Origin of the sequence: Legionella sp. km772, assembly GCF_003989735.1 — a bacterium.
Classification (GTDB): domain Bacteria; phylum Pseudomonadota; class Gammaproteobacteria; order Legionellales; family Legionellaceae; genus Legionella.
In genome coordinates, this window is record NZ_RZGQ01000018.1 from 1 (window position 1) to 19057 (window position 19057).

Here is a 19057-nt window from a genome sequence, read left to right on the forward strand (position 1 = left end):
AACTCATTTAAATCACTTTGCTATTAAGTACAAATTGATTCTTAGAGCGAACCAGATTGCTTGGCAGGAGCTTAAAAATATGGCAGCTTAAAATTGACCGTGCGTAACATGAGTAATTAAGTATAGTTGCTTTTTTTACATATTTCTTAGGCGTTAAATAAACCCCTAGCCAGCAGAATTTAAGGGCTATGATTACAAAAATAAGTTGATAAATTCGACCTTGCGTCAACCTTGGCTTTAGGGATTAAAGAGCTCAATAAACCCTCTACAGAGCTCTTTTCACCTCAATCAACCAAGCAAGTTTTACTGGATGCCATTATGGCGCAATAGGGCATCAACTGTAGCCGCACGTCCTCTAAACTCTTTATAGGCCTCTGCAGCAGTCTTTGAACCGCCCACTTCTAAGATTGATTTTAAAAAGTCATGGCCGGTTTGGGTATTAAATACCCCTTCTTCTTCAAAGCGGGAAAAGGCATCGCTTGATAACACTTCCGCCCAGCTGTAGCTGTAATAACCAGCCGCATAACCGCCGCCGAAAATATGACTAAAGCTGTGCTGAAACCGATTATAGGGGGCGATCGGTATGATGTTCGTTCTGCTGCGTACATCAGAGAGGGTATCAGTCACAAAAGAACTGTGTGGCTTATATTCTTGGTGGATACGAAAATCGAATAAAGAAAATTCAAGTTGTCTGAGCATGCCCATGGCCGATTGAAAATTTTTCGCGGCAATTAAACGCTCAAATAACACGTCCGGTAGAGCCTCACCACTATCAACATGCGCAGTTAATAAGGCTAAAGCCTCTTTATCCCAACACCAGTTTTCGAAAAATTGGCTGGGCAATTCTACTGCATCCCACTCCACGCCATTGATTCCTGAGGCACCTAAATAATCCACCTGGGTTAATAAATGGTGGAGGCAGTGCCCCATTTCATGAAATAAGGTTGTTACTTCATCATGCGATAATAAAGCAGGCTTTGCCCCGGAAGCTTTAGCAAAATTACAGGTTAAAGTCGCAATAGGCAACTGGATGGTACCATCTTCAAGCTTTCTGCGGCTCTGCATTGAGTCCATCCATGCCCCACCATGTTTATGGGGTCTTGAATAGAGGTCAGTATATACGTAACCACGGACTTGATTATGCTGATCCACCACGGCGTAACATTGAACATCTTTATGCCAAACATCAACACCTGGCAATTCTTGCATACTGACCCCATAGAGCCTTTTAATAATAGCAAAAAGTCCTTGCATTACCTTAGGCTGGGGAAAGTAGGGTCGTAATTCTTCTTGAGATAAGGAGTATAAGGACTTTCTTCTTAACTCCGATAGATAGGCACTATCCCAAGGCTTCACTGGTAAGAGATCATAGTTTTGGTGGGCAAACTGCTCTAATTGGTGGAACTCCTCTTTCGCCTGTTGGCGGGCGCGATCGACTAAATCATTCATAAAACGCATGACCTGTTTGGTTGATTCGGCCATCTTGGTCGCTAAAGACAGCTCTGCATAATTAGCAAAGCCCAACAACTGGGCTTTTTCTTGGCGCAAAGCCAGCATTTCATTCATGAGGGCCGTATTATCAAATTGTCCGGCATTAGGGCCTTGATCGGAGGCGCGGGTTACATAGGCTTGATACATCTCTTCTCGCAAGGCGCGATCCTCGCAATAAGTCATTACCGCATGAAAGCTCGGATACTCTAAAGTGAAGACATAACCTGGCAAACCTTTTTCCTCAGCGAGTTCTTTTGCGGCACTTAGAGCATGCTCGGGTAGATTTTTAATCCGCGCCTCATCGGTGAGATGGATAGTAAAAGCTTGGGTTGCATCTAAGATGTTATGCTCGAATTGGTTGGACAAGTCGGACAAGCGGGTTTGAATGGCTTCAAAGCGCTTTTTATCTTCTTCGGACAAAGCAACCCCGGATAATTCAAAATCGCGGATACTGTCTTGCAGGATTTTTTTCTGCACCGCGTTCAAGTGGCTTGTATCCACTGATTTAATCGCTTCATATAATTTTTTATTATGACCCACCGCAGCTTCATAGGCGGATAATAAAGGTAAACACTCATTGTAACATTCACGTAACGCTTCTGAATCCATTACCGAATGAAGATGTGATAGCGGTGACCAACGTCGCTCTAAAGCATCAGCTAGATCATCTAAAGGATAGATCAAATTATCCCAAGTATAATGCGTATTTTCTTGCAGCAAATGTTCGATTTGCTCTAAATTATGTTTTAATAGAGCGTCTAAATGCGTTTTAAACCCGGCGATATCGATGTGGCTAAATTGTGGCAACCCAATTGTTGAAGACATAGTTAAGTAATCCCTTGTTGACAATGATAGAAGCATAGCATATCCACTAACAAAGGCTCTACTCTAGTAATGATTTAGATAAATAAGGGTGGACTTCTCGTTTCGCCTTCAATTTCATAATCAGAAGACAACTCGTTTGCGACCTCTGACTTATGCTCAGGCTTCGGCGCAAAGAAGCCTAATTTACCAACACTCGCAGGCACCTCGATAGTTTCATTGGGTCGGTACTTATCTAGACGACGAGTTAATTCAAAAGTGATACCCCACAACAGGACTAAAAAAACCGCACTAGCTAAGAGTACGGGACTACTAATTGCAAACACAGGTAAGGCCAACGACATGGCCCCCAGGATCAACACCGTACCTGAAACATGCAAACCAAAACGTAAGTGCTCAAACTTAATGCGATTTTCTATAAACTTTAAATGGTTACGAATAAATTTTTCTTGTTCTCTATTACCCGCTTTTTCAAGGAGTTCCTCATATTCATCATGCAAAGAATATAAGCGTCTCAATTCGACGTAAGCACGGGCAGCAGCATTCAGTACATCAAAGGCAAAGGCAGCTGTAGATAAGTAGACGGCGCCCGTCGCAGCAGCCCCCACGAATACAAAGATACTTAGGGCACTCACTGCAGTCCACACGGCATCATTACCCATCTCAAACCAACGACGCTGCATTTGGCCGTACAATCGCGTCGTCCAGTTTAGAGATGCTTCGGCCTCATTCATCCACCAGCCGGGGATAGTATGTTTAATTATTAAAAACGAATTGGTCATTAAACGGGGAAGATGAAAAAACAAACCAAAATAAGCTAAAAATGGATTAGCATAACTATCTAAATTGGCGACAAATTCTTTAAATGAGGGTGAATTCTTAATAACTTCATTTAATAAATTAATGACCCGCTTACTCCGATTGGCACAAATCCGATACCAATTGGTTTGAATGGTTAAATCGCGAATTTGCTGCGAAGTTGAAAGACCGGCATTTACTTCGTCTTTTTCTAATAGGTTACTTGCGAAAGTAAAGCCCGCTAATTCCGCAAGCAAGGTTCTAAATTGTTGTTGTTGCTTACGCAGGCGAACCACTTCGCGAGGCACCACCAGGTAATGCTGGTTAAGATGTTCTAGTAACTCACAAAACATCAAGGCAGTGATTAGGCGCTCCCTAACGTGCTTTTTATTTGCCTCATTAGGAAATAAAAAATCGTGGCGCAGTTGGTTACATAAAACGCTGTACTCAACATTTAAAATAGGGTGTAAAGGAAGAAGCTTAGAATATACCTCGGGCCCTAAGCGCTTAAGGGAGACATCAAAAGTCCAATGCCGCACTAAATCATCACAAGGTTGTGGCAGTTCAGGAAGAAGCGAACGTAAATGTTGAGTAATGGGCCCCATGATTCCTCAAATATAATGAACTTTAGTTAATTTTATATAAAAAAATTTAGCCTCTTTAGCGTCATTTATTATTGGATCATAATAAAATGCATCTATTTTATCAAAAAATAAACAATAAGTAAATTTATGGCAATAATCAGCCGCATAATTTACATAAGTATACGGGAAAAATGAACTGTTTCTTGCTGATTTAGCCCTTCTGAGCGACAATAGTGCTCTATTTAAATAGCCCAGAGGATGCATGAATAATCTTCACGAGTTAGCAAATGCAGTACGCATGTTATCGATTGATGCCGTCAATCAGGCTCAATCAGGTCATCCAGGAATGCCCTTAGGCATGGCGGACATCGCAACTGTGTTATGGACAAAATTCTTAAAACATAATCCTAAAAATCCTTTATGGTTTAATCGCGATCGTTTTGTCCTTTCCAATGGTCATGGCTCCATGCTGCTTTATTCCTTACTGCATTTAACGGGTTATAATCTAAGCCTTGATGACTTACGTCATTTTCGCCAATTAAACTCAAAAACCCCAGGGCATCCTGAACTTGGTCATACACCGGGAGTAGAAACTACTACTGGCCCTTTAGGGCAAGGTTTAGCCAACGCTGTGGGAATGGCACTTGCTGAGCGCATTCTTGCAACTCAATATAATCGTGAACATTATGATTTAGTCAATCATTATACCTACACCTTCATTGGTGATGGTTGCTTAATGGAAGGCATCTCGCATGAGGCCTGCTCTTTTGCAGGTACCCTAGGCCTAGGAAAATTAATTGTATTTTATGATGACAATGGCATATCCATTGATGGCAAAGTGGAGTCGTGGTTCACCGATGACACAGCATCGCGTTTCAAAGCTTATAACTGGCAAGTGATAGAAGACGTGGATGGCCATAATGTTGCGGCCATTGAACAAGCCATTCAAACAGCCCAAGCCAACCTGAAGCAGCCCACCTTAATCATGTGTAAAACCATTATTGGCTTAGGTTCATCAGTGGCAGGCAGTGAAAAATCACATGGTTCGCCCTTAAGCGCCGAAGATCTTAGCAAAGTCCGCCAGTTTTTTAATTGGCCACATGAAGCCTTCGTCATTCCCGAATCCATTTATCAACATTGGGATCATAGGGAGCACGGACAAAAAGAAGAGCAGGAATGGTTATTGCTGCAACACCGCTATCAAGAACATTATCCCCAGGAAAATGCCGAATTTTTACGGCGGATTAATGGCGATTTACCCGACAATTGGCTAGATCAAAGCCAAAATTTCCTCCAGCAATGCTTAAGTAATGAAAAAGCTATTGCTACCCGTAAATCATCCCAACAATGTATCGAATATTTTGCTAAGCTCTTGCCTGAAATGTTAGGTGGCTCGGCTGATTTAACCGGTTCCAATAATACCGATTGGTCCGGCAGTAAGCCGATTTCTGTGCATGATTTTTCGGGTAATTACCTTTATTATGGGGTGCGGGAATTTGGCATGGCCGCAATCATGAATGGGCTTGCTGTGCATGGTGGTTTTATCCCTTATGGCGGAACTTTCTTGGTCTTTGCTGATTATGCTCGCAATGCCTTACGCCTTAGTGCCTTAATGAAGCAACGGGTTATTTATGTTTTAACCCATGACTCCATTGGTTTAGGGGAGGATGGCCCCACCCATCAACCGGTTGAACACGCCGCAATGCTGCGGATGACCCCGAACATGAGTATATGGCGACCTGCCGATTTAATGGAAACAGCGGTTGCCTGGCAAATGGCTTTAGAACAGCATACCGGTCCTACCGCTTTGCTCTTATCACGCCAAAATTTACCAGCGCTTCCCCACACGCACAATGCAGCGAGCTTGATTAAAAAAGGGGGTTACATAATCCGTGATTGCGAGGGGATGGCCGATGTACTTTTAATTGCTACTGGATCTGAGGTACAGTTAGCACTTTTAGCCGCAGAGCAAGCAACAGGAATTAAGACTCGAGTGGTCTCTATGCCCGCACCAGAACTCTTTTTAAGCCAAGATGATGCTTATAAAGAATCAGTGCTGCCTAAAGCGATTAAAAAACGAATTGCCATTGAGGCAGCAAGCACCGCTTATTGGTACCAGTTTGTCGGTTTAGATGGGGCGGTAATTGGCCTAGATAGTTTTGGCGTCTCTGCACCGGCAGGCCATGCTTATGAATTTTTAGGAATAACAGTAGAAAAAATAGTAGAAACATTAACAGCTTTAACCCAAAAAGCTTAGGCTCTGGTTTTAGAGCGGTTAATTAAACAATCTATAAGAACTAGAAATAACCCTTGGTGGACCTCTAAAAAATGAGTTAAACACCTCAACGTGGAGAGAAGTAGTATGGCAATACGCGTCGCAATTAATGGTTATGGTCGCATTGGCCGTTGTATTTTAAGAGCACTTTTTGAATATAAAAAACAAAATGAAATTGAGCTGGTGGCATTAAATGATTTATCAAGCCTTGAGGTCATTGCCCATTTAACTCGCTATGATTCAACCCATGGCCGTTTTGCTGCTGAGGTAAGTACAGAAGGCAATTCCCTCCTCGTCAACGGGCACAATATCCGTGTTTTTGCCGAACGTGATCCTGCTAAGCTTCCCTGGAAAGACCTAAATGTGGATTTAGTTCTAGAATGCACTGGTTTTTTTACTGATCGCGAAGCAGCAATGAAACACATTACGGCCGGGGCGAAAAAAGTATTAATTTCGGCGCCTGGGAAAAATGTCGATGCAACCGTTGTCTATGGTGTGAACCATAACGATCTTAAAGCATCAGATCTTATTGTTTCTAATGCATCATGTACTACTAACTGCCTAGCTCCAGTGGTCAAACCTTTAAATGATGCTATCGGCATTGAATCCGGTTTATTAAATACCGTCCATGCCTATACTAATGACCAGGTCCTTTTAGACGGCGCTCATGATGATTTACGCCGGGCGCGTTCAGCAACCCAATCAATTATCCCAACTAAAACCGGGGCTGCTTCTGCTGTAGGTTTAGTATTGCCCGAATTGGCTGGTAAATTAGATGGTTTTGCCATGCGGGTTCCAGTGTTGAATGTTTCCGTTATTGATTTAACCTTTATCGCCAAACGCGAAACCAGCGTGCAAGAAGTCAATGATTTAGTCCGGGCGGCCAAAAGTAAAATCTTACACATCAATGAAGATCCTTTAGTATCGTGTGATTTTAATCACAATCCAGCGTCTTCTATTTTTGATACCGCTCAAACTAAAGTCTTAGGCAAATTAGTGAAGGTAGTCTCCTGGTACGATAATGAATGGGGCTTTTCTAACCGTATGATTGACACTGCGCTACATATGATGAGCCGTTAAAGGAAAAAAATGAACCTTATCAAAATGAGTGATATAGATTTAACCGGTAAACGCGTATTGATCCGCGAGGATTTGAATGTACCGATTAAAGAGGGGATGATTACCAGTGATCAGCGTCTACAAGCAGCATTGCCCACCATCAATGCTGCTTTGCAAGCGGGCGCTGCGGTCATGGTGCTGTCCCATTTAGGCCGTCCCAAAGAAGGCGAATTTGACCCTAATTTTTCTTTACAACCTGTGGCTGATTACTTAAAGGATACCCTAGCCTATCCGGTGAGGTTTGTGAGTGATTACCTAGAGGGGGTGGATGTTAAAGCGGGTGAATTGGTGTTGTGTGAGAATGTCCGTTTTAATAGAGGCGAAAAAAATAATGACGAAGTGCTGGCGAAAAAATTAGCCCAACTTTGTGATGTGTTCATCATGGATGCCTTTGGTACAGCCCATCGTGCGCAAGCCTCGACCTATGGGGTCGCTCAATATGCCCCAATTGCGGCAGCCGGCCCCTTGTTGGTTAGCGAATTAGAAGCCATTTCGCGCGCCCTAGAAGCTCCAGAAAAACCCATAGTAGCTATTGTTGGCGGCGCTAAAGTATCCTCAAAGTTAACTTTATTGAAACAAATGGTAGGTATCGTTGACTATTTAATTCCAGGAGGTGGTATTGCTAATACTTTTTTAAAAGCCCAAGGATTTGAAATTGGCGTCTCTCTTTATGAACCCGATCTTTTAGAGGAAGCAAGAGAAATTTTGCAACTTGCGAAAGAAAAAGGCTGTGTTATTCCCCTACCCACCGATGTAGTCGTAGGGAAGGCATTTAGGGAAAGTTGCCCTGCTTTTAATAAATCCTTAGCTAATGTGGCAATCGATGACATGATTCTAGATATTGGACCCACTACTATCAGTGATTATGTCGATATCATCGATCTCGCCAAAACCATTATTTGGAATGGACCGGTAGGTGTTTTTGAGTTTGCTCAATTTGCTTATGGTACCCGTGCTTTAGCGATTGCTATTGCCGAAAGTGATGCGTTTTCTATTGCCGGAGGTGGCGACACCTTAGCAGCAATAGACTTATACGATCTTAATCAACAAATTTCCTATATTTCCACCGGAGGTGGGGCGTTTTTAGAGTGTTTAGAAGGTAAAACCCTACCCGCTGTCGCCATTTTGCAGGAGCGAGCCCAAGATGTTACGTCGAACTAAAATAGTTGCAACCCTAGGTCCAGTAAGTAAAGATTTAACGGTATTAACCGCACTACTCCAAGCTGGAGTAGATGTGGTACGGATCAATTTTTCCCATGCCGATGCGTCTGCCATTCAATTAATAAAAGACGTACGCATGATAGCTGATGAGATTAAACGGCCTGTAGCGGTCATGGCTGATCTGCAGGGTCCAAAAATAAGGATTGGCCGCTTTCAAAATAAAGCAATTACCCTAGTTGATGGACAAACCTTTACCCTGGATTGCAACAATGATGACTTCTTAGGAAACAGCGAAGAAGTCGCTGTAGTCTATCCTAATTTAGATAAAGAGCTTGCCATCGGTGATTATTTATTAATTAATGATGGTTTAATTGAATTGGAAGTGAAAGAAATCAAGGGTTCAAAAATTCAATGCTTAGTGATTGAAGGTGGTCCCTTAAGTGATCGAAAAGGATTAAATAGAAAGGGTGGTGGACTAGCTGCTCGAACCCTAACGGAAAAAGATATCAATGATTTAAAAACAGCTATTCAAGCCGAAGTAGATTATATAAGCCTTTCTTTTGTCAAAGATGCCGATGATATTCGCCATGCTCGTGAATTAATCAAAAGCTTAGGTGGCAAAACAACACCTATTATTGCCAAAATTGAACGTTCCGAAGCCCTGGTCAATTTGACCGAAATTATTGAAGAATCTGATGCAATCATGGTGGCAAGGGGTGATTTAGGCGTAGAGATCGGCGCCGCGGAAGTACCTGCTATTCAAAAACACATTATCGAACAAACCCGGCTTCTAGATAAGGTCGTCATCACAGCGACCCAAATGATGGAGTCAATGATTAGTAATCCGCAACCTACCAGGGCAGAAGTTTCGGATGTCGCCAATGCCATTTTGGATGGAACAGATGCGGTAATGCTTTCTGCAGAAACAGCCAGCGGGCATTATCCAGTTAAAGTCATTAATATGGTCAATAAAACTTGCTTAAGTGCAGAGAAGCACGCGAGCATTTTTTACCGCTCAGAAACGAGTGAGGCTTGTCATTATCAACGTGCCGATCAAGCAATTGCTGTGGCCACCATGCATGCCGCTAATCATTTTCCTATTCAAGCTATTATCACGCTTACTGAATCCGGTGACACAGCTCTTTGGATTTCAAGGCAACATAGTATTGTCCCCATCTTTGCCATCTCAGCAAATAAGAGGACCGTTGGCCGTTTAAGCCTAGTAAATAATGTGTTCCCTATATTCATTGATTATCATCAATTTTCCTCAGAACAATTAAACGAAAAAATTCTTAATGAATTGATAGACGCGAATTATTTAGAACGCAAGGGCTTTGTTTTATTAACCCGGGGTAAATATATTGGTACACCAGGCGGAACCAATTCAATGGAGATTATTTGTTTAGAAAAAATATAGTTCAGTTAAGGTTGGGCTGCAGCCCAACCGACCATTCATTTATTGCACCGCGCAACTAATGCTAATAGACCACCCCTCTTCTTCTGACAACGCGTCTTCCTCTTGCGGAAACACTTCTTCGTAGTCTCCTGCCACCCCACCAAATACACCGTTAAAGTAGCCAGTAAATTTATTAGCAGTACAATGACCTGCTTTAAAATGACTCGCCGCCACTAATGCCCGCACATCAGGTCTTCTACTTCGGGCAAAGGCAGACGAGGCGACTGAGAGCTCGCTCTTTCTTTTTACTACTGCTGCAGCAATTTCATCAGCAACCCGATCCAGCTCTTTACTCTGCGCTTCAGGCTCAGTATGTTTTTGATTATTAATATAAAGATCCGAACCTGCGGCATAACAAGCTGTATATTTAAAGAAACCAGGACCTACATAGCGCTGCTCTTGCGCAATAACATCCTCACGACTACGGCCCCGACTGGCTATATCCCTGGCTATTCGTCTCTCCACGATGTCATTAAGGCTATCAGTACTAACATTAACATTAAGAGCTGGAAAATCTGCAGCCATATGCTGTTGATAAAAAAGTTGGGCAAAGATCCCTTCAACAATAACTACCTCAGAAGGGTTAACCTCTTCTTCGCCACTGCGTTTATTGGTGAGGAAAGAAAAAAGAGGTTTGCTAATTTTTTCACCCCGCCCTAAAGCGGCCACATGTTCTTGGAATAAATCAAGATGTAACATTTCAGGTACATCAAAATTAGTCGTGGCGCGAAATACCTCATTACTCACTGTATCAGGTCGCTCTTTATAATAATCATCCATATTGAGCTTCTGGGTTTTAATCCCCTTATCGTTTAATTTTTTTAATAAATGCTCAGAAACACCTGTTTTTCCACTTGCCGAAGCCCCACCGATGAAGACAAAAAACATAAGAATCCTTAAAAAGTCAGAATATAAAGATAAAAAATAATTAGTCTTTAACTACCATAAAATAAGCTTGAACATAATCAGGTAAATGCCGCGTTGCCTTAAGATAATTAGTTTTGCCTGAGAAGCTGCCGGCTAAATAATCGACTTGATATAAATTATTTTTAAAAGCTCCGCCCGTATCCGCTAAAACCCCCGCTCGAGAAATTAAATCCCCTGAGGATGTTTTGTATTGCACTAATAATAATTTACCCAAGCCTAAGTGCTCTAAATCGGCAGCAAAAGTGACCGACGGCTCCACGGTTATTTTATGTTCTGCATCTTTGCCATAGCCCTTAATTCCATCGACTTCTTTGAAGTACCAGTAGCGCTCTTGCGCATAAGGCCCCTTGCGCTTGTCATAGTCGATGTTATTGCAGCGATGGACATTAAATATTTTTTTTCCAATACCCGGGCCAAAATCAGCGACTACTGTACCTTGTAATAAGGCGGCCTCTAAATCATCACGGCTAAGATAAGCTAAAACCGGTACTTTACCCTGTAAAGCTCCTTTTAAGATGGCTTGTTTCCCGAAGCGAAAACGAGTCAATTGAGGTTGAGCATTGGCCTGTTCTAAACTTAAATGCTGTTCATCAGAAGGAAGACCGTACAAAGGATAAATCATTGAGCCTCGTTTTTTCATACTGGCTTTAGCTAAGTGTACATAATACTTAGTCATCAGAATGTTATCTTTAGGTAAATTTTTAAGTAGGGGTTTTTGTGGGGCTAGGCTTTTTACTTCAGTCAGATCAGGATACCAGCGCCAGAAAGTAAAATGCTGCTTTATAAATCCAGGATCATTTAACTGCTGTTGATGCGCACAGATAAAGAGCAAGGTCGCTTTAATTTTGGCTAAGGGAATCTTAACAAGCCTGCCCTCATGAATGACCGCCGGATCATAATGGGCACCTCTATTCAAATACTCTAGAGTATTCTTGGCTGTCTTACATAATTTTCCGCTATTAATTTCTACCTGAGTTGCAAAATTCGGTGGCGAATTAATAAACTGAGGGGCCGCAGCCACCCCTGCACTACACAAAAAAAGTAAAGCTAGAATTTTCATTATTCAACAGCTTCTTTTTTTTCTTCTACTCGTGATAAACCTAGTTTTTCTTTTAATCGTGCCACTGCACTGGGATCATATTGCTTGGTGGTTTTATGTTTCACTATGACCGGAGCAACTTTAGCAGGTGGAGCAGCATTACTTGCAGCATACATGGAGCCACGAGAAGGATAAGTTGGGAAATAATCATCCTGTTCTGGAGGCTGATAACGATTTGTCTTTACTGATACGAGGCTTTGCGTGTTGGCAGTAAGCGCAGGTTTCGCTAATAATTTACGTGCATTACGGGCGCTTTTTTCTACGCGCTTTCTTATTTTGGCTGCAGCCGCTTCGGCATCTTCTTGACTCACCTCAGCAATTTCATTTCCTTGTAAATCAATCCGCATTTCCCGTGCTTTTAAACAGGCTAAGTAATCAAGACGCCGAGTAAAAACAACGACGGCCTCTCTTAACTTTCCTTTGGAAATACCCGCCGCTAGGGCTTTATCTGCCTGTTGCAAAATATCGTCCATAATTCCAGCTTTTAAGGGCCGGATACATAAGGAATTGTCAAACGCGGCAGGATATTGCGCTGCAAGCCATTGTAAAGCCTGCACTCTCAATTTTTTAGAGTAATTTTTTTGATTTTTATTAAGAACAGCGGTGCGGGGATGCAGCTCCTGTTTACTCATTATGATACCTTTAATTTATGTAAAATGAATTGAATCTGAGTTTTCATAGTTGGAAACAAATTTAAAACAATGATAAAACTATTCGTCTTAGAAATGAGCGGACAATGTACAATGTTTAAAGTCAGTTTGCAAGCTTAAAAAAGGGTAGCTCTCCTTTATACAAAGAATCGGCTAAATGGGGGTACGGAGAACTGCATAAAACCGATTAAACAATCCCAGGATTCCACAATACAACATCGCAAAAGAGCAATTATAAGTATATAATCATAAATTCTAACCAAAGACAGGTGCCTAAATGAAGCGAATATTTATGTCCATTCTCGCGGTATTTTTTCCTTGGTCAGTACTGCTTGCTTACGACAATCCAGGCGGTGCAATCGTTGCTCTCATCATGCAAGCTACTGTAATAGGTTGGCCTTTTGCATCCGCGTGGGCCTGGCGACTAATTCATCAACCAACACCCACTAAAAAATAATTCTTCGAGGATCTTATGCCCATTCGAGTGATAGTAAACGGTGCTAAAGGAAAAATGGGCAGTCTTGCCTGTACTACTCTAGCAACTCATCCTGAATTTAATCTCGTAGCTCAATTAGGCCGGAACGATAATCTAGCCGCAACGATCAAAACTAGCCAAGCGCAGATAGTCGTCGACTTAACCCGCGCTGATTGTGTTTATGAAAATAGTCTAACTATCATTGAGTCGGGTGCACGGCCAGTAATTGGCGCAAGTGGTTTAGGGGCGGAAGAAGTTGCTGAATTAAATCAACGCTGCCAACAACAAGCTTTAGGCGGTATCATCACTCCCAATTTTTCCATTGGGGCAGTACTAATGATGATTTGCGCGGCCAAAGTCGCAGAGTACTTCCCCGAAGTAGAAATAATCGAGGCCCATCATCAACAAAAATTAGACGCACCATCGGGTACAGCTTTAAAAACAGCAGAAATGATTGCTTCTGCTCGACAACTACCCAAAAACGAGCTTGCACTGAAAGAGTTAATACCGGGTGCACGGGGTGGTGCTTATGAAGGAATTAATCTGCACTCACTTCGATTACCCGGGATCCTTGCCCGTCAAGAGGTTCTTTTTGGTAGTCAGGGAGAATCGCTCTCTATTACCCATAATAGCCTGGATCGCCAATGTTTTATGCCTGGAATTGTTTTAGCCTGCCAAAAAGTGATGCAATTAAACCATCTGGTGTATGGCTTAGAATCCGTTCTTTAACCAACCAGTAGCGGCTACTAAAGACAATAAAAATTGCTATTTGGTCAATAACAGCAACCATGAACTATTTTTCTTGCAAAAATATTTTCTGCGGAGTAGCCCGGCTGCAAGCAGCCGGTTAAGCATCTGTAGTGAGAGGTTTTACATCGTAGGGCTGACTGATTCATCATCGCTTGAAGGCGGACTTACTTTAGCCGCTTGACGCTCTTTTGCTTTATTAAAGCACTCCGTCCAGGCCTTGGTGATTTCGCTAACATAGTCGTCCAAAGTTTGTCCCGGGGTGGTCACCTGGCACAGTCCGGATAAGCTCTCATACACTAAAACGGTGGCTGGTTTGCGGGCATCGTCGGTGGAAGGGCGGTTAAGGATGATTTCAATTATTTTTGCTAAGCGTTCAACATTATTATTTCCCGCCTCAGGATCATGCATTAATTTTTTTATCTTATCAATTCCCTCAGGTAAGGCTGAATATTCCGTAAAGATATTCAAACTACGCGCTATCTTGGTTTTAGTGGGAACTTGGAATAAATGCGGCAAATCTGTTAATTTGAATAAAGCACTGTATAATTCCGTACAAGCCATTTCTCCTAATTGCTTAGCAGTCAAGGTTGCCTTAAGCTTGTTTTCCGCAATTAACACCTCCGGTAGATTGGTGAAAATATTTTTTACTTCGTTATCTGTTGCTAGGCGATCGTCATGTTGTATAGCCTTAGAATCTTCTAATTGGCGGTTAATCTCATCGCAGATATCTTGAGGCAAATACCATTCCGGCGTCTTAAGGCCCTCAGAGCCTGGCGCATTTTGTCCTGCCAATACATGCTGATGGCGTGATAGATAAAGAGCAGCAACAATGGCGACGAATTTTTTCCTGGCTAACTCACCATCAGTAAAAGTAGGCCATACTCCATAACGAAGTTTATAAATAATCATTGCATCGGTATGAATTAATTCTATGGCCTTTCTGTCTTTACCACTAACGCACGACCCATAAGAATAATCATTCTTAGCCAAGGTAATAAGTTGCTCTAAAGAGCTTAAAAATAATTCTCTACCTTTATAATCAAATACGGTGGCTGAGCCTAGAGAGGAGTTTAGTACCAAGCGATACTCCTCTATTAGTTCAGCAATCTCATCCTTCTTAGGGTGAAATTTAGGCAACTGTTTTTGTAGCGCTAAAAGGCGTAGCTGTGCAAAAGCTAAAGCATCTATGCCACTGGTTTTTTTAGAACCAACTTCAGCTTTTATTTTCACAGTAGGTTTTGCTGGTTCTGATAAACGAGCAATTTCTTTTTCTACCGTAGAAATTTGGGTTTTTAGATCTTCAATTTGGGCGATACTAGCTTCCGTCTCCTCAATTAATTTTATGCTATCGGGATCAGTGGCTTCGGTATAATAATAACGTTTAGCAATATTATATGGATGGTTCAATACATGCGCTTTCGTGGCATATTTGCTGCCTAATACAGTATCTTTTAATTCATCATCGAGTTCTTTATCGGGGGGTAGCTCAGGTAAATAATCCAGCAAGAGTGAGGGAATATAATCGCCAATTCCTATAGGGCTAATCAAGGTTTGCAATAACAAGGCTTGATCTTGAGCATATCGCATTACTTGCGCAAGATTTGCGTTAGAATGGCGTTTGCGAACCGCATCGGGAATTTTTGCCTTAATTAAATCACGACTAACAATATGACTTGAGCGATAACGTCGGGCGGCTAGCTCCTCTGCTACTCCATCCTTATCAATACGTACTATCGTATGGGCTTCAAAATTCGCAGGGGCGGGCAACATCCGCAGACGGCTAGGCAAGAAAAAAACGGCCTCTTCTAGTTTAGCTGCCGTATTAATGACTTGTTTTAAAAAAAACTGCTGTAATTTAGGTAATAAAAGATACCATTGCGGTAAAAGCGCCACCTGTTTTAGTTCCGCAGCAAAAGATGAAGTGGTATTTTTTTCGCTTAAGAATGTTTTAAAAGTGGTAATAGCCTCGTTAATCGCTCCGGACTTTCCTGCTAAAATTTTAATCATTTCTTGCTTGGCTTTACTTAGTTCGCTATACCAGTTAGGTAAAGGTATCTCGCCAACACTGATCTTGTCCAAATCAGAAGTCCAAATAGAGTGACTTCTACCTCTTTTGATAAGGGTTAAATTGTCTAGTAAGGCTTGCAGATCCTCAATTAAGGCTTCAGGAGTTACCGACTCCATGCCTAAATTACATAAATAAGCCTGCTCCTCTGGTTTTAAATTAACAAACCATGCCGGGGTTTGCGGAAAAGCATGCGTTTTTAATAGTCTTAATTCATCAAGTAATTGATCATAATAAGCGGGAAGCGCCTCATCGATTTGTAAAATATATTCAGCACCCCGACCATAATCCATGGGGCTTAGGGTGGCAGTATTAGGCCTTCCTTTACTCATTATCTGGTATTGCTCTGCTTCATTTAGACAAGCAATGGCCTTCTTAGTTTTTTCGGTGTCAGGCCAAGCAATTTGAATTACGCTGACTAAGGCCCCTGCAAATTGTTCCAATTCTTTATGTAATTCGTCTACCTTAGTCTTGGTTAAATTACATTTAGCCTTAGCACTAGCGGCATAACTTAGTAAGGTTTCTTTGGTAAGATAGGTGAATTTAGGATCTAGGGGATAAGCCTCTAAAAGAAAGTTAAAGGCAGCATGTAAACTTTCAATCCGGCTTTTAATACTCGCCGCATAATTAGGCTTGGCTTGAAAGGTCTCTAATGTATATCCGGGCAGTAACTCTTGCAGTTTACTTGATAAGGCAGGTGATAATACCGTGCCGTCCAAAACACGTAAAATTGTTTTTCCCATAGCTTAATCCCTTACTGCTTTTTTCTCCATTATTGTATAAATAATTCAATCATACAATTACTTAAACACAATAATTAAATTTTTAATTTAAAAGGGTAAAATCTCCATTGTTTTAATGAGCTTAGTTCATGCTAAACTAAGGTCCATTCGAAGAGCGAATTTGCAAATATCATTCTGAGTTATCCATCAATAAAGGATGATAAACCCCTCACCTTAAAAGGAGTTTACTATGGGCTATACCATACCTCACCATATTAATGGTCAAGTTGTTACCGATACGAATAGTGAAGGACAAACTGTCTATAACCCTGCAACCGGAGAGGCAATAGGCGAAGTTCATTTTGCTTCGAAAGCAACTTGCGATAAAACTGTGGCTATTGCTAAAGAAGCTGGAATTTCATGGTCACAAACCCCAGCAATAAAAAGAGCACGTATTCTTTTTCGTTTTCGTGAATTATTAGAAAAATACCATACGGATTTAGCGCGTATTGTTACCCGGGAGCATGGTAAAACGATAGAAGACGCTAAAGGTTCCGTAGCCCGTGCAATTGAAGTGGTGGAGTTACACTGTGGGTTGGTCAACCAATTACAAGGTGATTTTTCTGCTGATGTAGCCAGTCATATTGATTGCCATACCCTAAGACAACCTTTGGGGGTCTGTGCCGGCGTATCCCCTTTTAACTTCCCCGTAATGGTTCCAGTCTGGATGATGATTCCTGCTATCGCTTGTGGCAATACCTTTATCCTTAAGCCTTCTGAGCAAGACCCTTCAGCGCCTGTTCGTCTCTTAGAATTATTAACTGAAGCAGGTCTTCCTCCGGGTGTTGCCAATTGTTTGCAAGGTAACAAAAATACGGTGGACCAATTATTAGCTCATCCGGATATTGCAGCCTTTACTGCGGTTGCCTCCACACCGGTCGCCCAAACTATTTATACTACCGCTACTGCTTATGGAAAAAGAGCCCATACTTTTGGCGGCGCTAAAAACCATTGTGTCGTGATGCCGGATGCGGATTTGGATCAAGCAGCCAGCGCTATTGTTGGTGCCGCTTATGGCTCGGCAGGCGAGCGGTGTATGGCGATCTCAGTAGCCGTCACCGTAGGCGATAAAACAGCCGATGCTTTAATTGCCAAAATTGCCCCGCAAGTACGCGCCATGCGTATTGATGCAGGTGATGTCGCGAATACCGATATGGGTCCGTTAATAAGCAGCGCCCATCGTGAGCGTGTTTTAGCTGCGGTAAACAAAGGGGTGCAAGAAGGGGCTCGTTTAATTATCGACGGACGTGATTTTAAACATCCCCAATACCCGCAAGGTTTTTATATGGGGCCTTGTTTATTTGACGAGGTGAATGAGCACATGTCCATCTATCAAAATGAGATATTTGGCCCAGTCTTAGTAGTGGTACGAGTTAATAGTTTTGAAGAAGCCCTGGAGTTAGTAAATAGACACCAATACGGTAATGGAACAGCTATCTTTACGCGTGATGGCTTCTTTGCCCGTGAATACAGCCAGCGCGTCCAAGTGGGCATGGTAGGTATTAATATTCCCATACCGGTACCCATTGCCAACCACCCTTTCGGCGGCTGGAAACGCTCGGCCTTTGGCGACACAAATATGCACGGACAGGAAAGTATTAATTTTTATACTCGCCGCAAAACAGTAACCAGCAAATGGCCGGTTACCGAATTGAAAGAAAACGCATTTGCCATGCCCACCCATTAACAAGGAGTTTAAAATGGCGCGGATTGGATTTATAGGTTTAGGTCATATGGGCTTTCCCATGGCCGCAAATTTAGTAAAAGCAGGGCATGACATTATTGCCTATGACTTACAAGCAACAGTGCTCGAGCAATTTGCTGCTTTAGGGGGGCGAATTGCCCACCAATTATCAGAGGCAGCAATTGATCAAGAGGTAATTATCACTATGCTGCAAAAAGGGCAGCAAGTTTTGGATGTATGCACTAAGCCAGATGGTTTATTCCAGCATGCACGGGCAGGCGCCTTGTTTATTGATTCATCCACTATTGATGTGGGCTCATCTCGCCAAGTGCACGAAGCAGCGCAACAACAGGGCTTACTTGCGGTGGATGCACCCGTCTCCGGTGGTGTTGCTGCAGCCACTTCCGGCACTTTAACTTTTATGGTGGGTGGAGAGCTCAAGGCTTATGAAAAGGCTGAACCTATTTTATCCTTAATGGGGAAAAAATTAATTCATACGGGCGCTGCCGGGAGTGGGCAAGTCGCCAAAATCTGCAACAACATGATCCTAGGCATTTCCATGATTGCAGTTTCAGAAGCGTTTACCCTTGCCGAGCAATTAGGCTTACCTGCACAAAAATTATTTGAAGTAGCCAATAATGCCTCGGGGCAATGCTGGGCTTTAAGTAAATACGTACCGGTACCAGGAATATTAGAAAATGTCCCGGCGAATAATGATTATAAACCAGGCTTCGCTGCGGCAATGATGCTCAAAGATTTATTATTAAGCCAAAAAGCAGCACATCAAGCGCAGCTTACTACCCCTTTAGGTGCTAAGGCTACGGAATTATATGAGGACTTAGTCGAGCAAGGTTTAGGCGATGCTGATTTTTCAGCCATTATTAAATTAATTGCCCACACAATTGAAGCCCAATAGGAG

General features: G+C 42.3%; 15 protein-coding genes. 8 read left to right on the forward strand and 7 right to left on the reverse strand.

Translation table 11 applies throughout. From position 1 onward, the window contains the following. Positions 1 to 7: 7 nt before the first annotated feature. The 3 genes from ELY15_RS16045 to ELY15_RS03800 all read right to left on the reverse strand — a co-directional run bounded on the left by ELY15_RS16045 (position 8) and on the right by ELY15_RS03800 (position 3716). Positions 8 to 229, reverse strand: a complete 222-nt coding sequence (locus ELY15_RS16045; RefSeq protein ID WP_158617410.1) for a hypothetical protein — start codon at positions 227 to 229, stop codon at positions 8 to 10. A 74-nt stretch (positions 230 to 303) separates the two neighbouring features. Beyond that, positions 304 to 2316, reverse strand: coding sequence for a M3 family metallopeptidase (locus ELY15_RS03795; protein WP_127098323.1), 2013 nt, complete (start codon positions 2314 to 2316; stop codon positions 304 to 306). Positions 2317 to 2390: 74 nt separating this feature from the next. Next, positions 2391 to 3716: a hypothetical protein gene (locus ELY15_RS03800; protein ID WP_127098324.1), complete on the reverse strand. Its 1326-nt coding sequence runs from the start codon at positions 3714 to 3716 to the stop codon at positions 2391 to 2393. 241 nt (positions 3717 to 3957) lie between these two features. Here ELY15_RS03800 and tkt point away from each other — a divergent pair, with 241 nt between their 5' ends. From tkt to pyk, 4 genes are all read left to right on the forward strand, one after another. Beyond that, positions 3958 to 5952: a transketolase gene (tkt, locus tag ELY15_RS03805; RefSeq protein ID WP_127098325.1), complete on the forward strand. Its 1995-nt coding sequence runs from the start codon at positions 3958 to 3960 to the stop codon at positions 5950 to 5952. A gap of 105 nt (positions 5953 to 6057) precedes the next feature. Continuing rightward, positions 6058 to 7050 carry a type I glyceraldehyde-3-phosphate dehydrogenase gene (gene gap, locus ELY15_RS03810; RefSeq protein WP_127098326.1) on the forward strand — a complete coding sequence of 331 codons (993 nt, stop codon included), beginning with the start codon at positions 6058 to 6060 and terminating at the stop codon, positions 7048 to 7050. Positions 7051 to 7059: 9 nt separating this feature from the next. Next, positions 7060 to 8250, forward strand: a complete 1191-nt coding sequence (locus ELY15_RS03815) for a phosphoglycerate kinase (RefSeq protein ID WP_127098327.1) — start codon at positions 7060 to 7062, stop codon at positions 8248 to 8250. Further along, positions 8234 to 9667, forward strand: coding sequence for a pyruvate kinase (gene pyk, locus ELY15_RS03820; RefSeq protein WP_127098328.1), 1434 nt, complete (start codon positions 8234 to 8236; stop codon positions 9665 to 9667). Before ELY15_RS03815 ends, pyk begins: the two co-directional genes overlap by 17 nt. A 39-nt stretch (positions 9668 to 9706) precedes the next feature. Here pyk and ELY15_RS03825 read toward each other — a convergent pair whose 3' ends face one another. The 3 genes from ELY15_RS03825 to ELY15_RS03835 are packed head-to-tail and all read right to left on the reverse strand — an operon-like array spanning position 9707 to position 12364. Continuing rightward, entirely contained in the window at positions 9707 to 10594 is an 888-nt protein-coding gene (locus tag ELY15_RS03825) for a uridine kinase (protein ID WP_127098329.1), read from the reverse strand. Positions 10595 to 10634: 40 nt separating this feature from the next. Then, positions 10635 to 11693: an MltA domain-containing protein gene (locus ELY15_RS03830; protein ID WP_127098330.1), complete on the reverse strand. Its 1059-nt coding sequence runs from the start codon at positions 11691 to 11693 to the stop codon at positions 10635 to 10637. After that, entirely contained in the window at positions 11693 to 12364 is a 672-nt protein-coding gene (locus ELY15_RS03835; protein WP_127098331.1) for a ProQ/FinO family protein, read from the reverse strand. The genes ELY15_RS03830 and ELY15_RS03835 overlap by 1 nt, the downstream gene beginning before the upstream one ends. A 295-nt stretch (positions 12365 to 12659) precedes the next feature. On the opposite strand from ELY15_RS03835, the gene ELY15_RS03840 reads away from it, so the two are divergent. Then, a complete protein-coding gene (locus tag ELY15_RS03840) occupies positions 12660 to 12839 on the forward strand; it encodes a hypothetical protein (RefSeq protein ID WP_127098332.1) in 180 nt (59 codons plus the stop codon). A gap of 15 nt (positions 12840 to 12854) precedes the next feature. Then, complete coding sequence (gene dapB, locus ELY15_RS03845) at positions 12855 to 13586, forward strand: 4-hydroxy-tetrahydrodipicolinate reductase (protein WP_127098333.1); 732 nt, start codon at positions 12855 to 12857, stop codon at positions 13584 to 13586. Between the two features lie 141 nt (positions 13587 to 13727). On the opposite strand, the gene sidP is transcribed toward dapB, so the two are convergent. Continuing rightward, positions 13728 to 16415, reverse strand: coding sequence for a Dot/Icm T4SS effector PI-3-phosphatase SidP (sidP, locus tag ELY15_RS03850; protein ID WP_127098334.1), 2688 nt, complete (start codon positions 16413 to 16415; stop codon positions 13728 to 13730). A gap of 229 nt (positions 16416 to 16644) precedes the next feature. Between sidP and ELY15_RS03855 the strand changes: the two genes are divergently transcribed. Together ELY15_RS03855 and mmsB are read left to right on the forward strand one after the other, a co-directional pair. After that, positions 16645 to 18141 carry a CoA-acylating methylmalonate-semialdehyde dehydrogenase gene (locus ELY15_RS03855; RefSeq protein ID WP_127098335.1) on the forward strand — a complete coding sequence of 499 codons (1497 nt, stop codon included), beginning with the start codon at positions 16645 to 16647 and terminating at the stop codon, positions 18139 to 18141. A gap of 13 nt (positions 18142 to 18154) precedes the next feature. Then, on the forward strand, positions 18155 to 19054 hold the full coding sequence (mmsB, locus tag ELY15_RS03860) for a 3-hydroxyisobutyrate dehydrogenase (protein WP_127098336.1): 900 nt from the start codon (positions 18155 to 18157) through the stop codon (positions 19052 to 19054). The last annotated feature ends 3 nt before the right edge of the window (positions 19055 to 19057 follow it).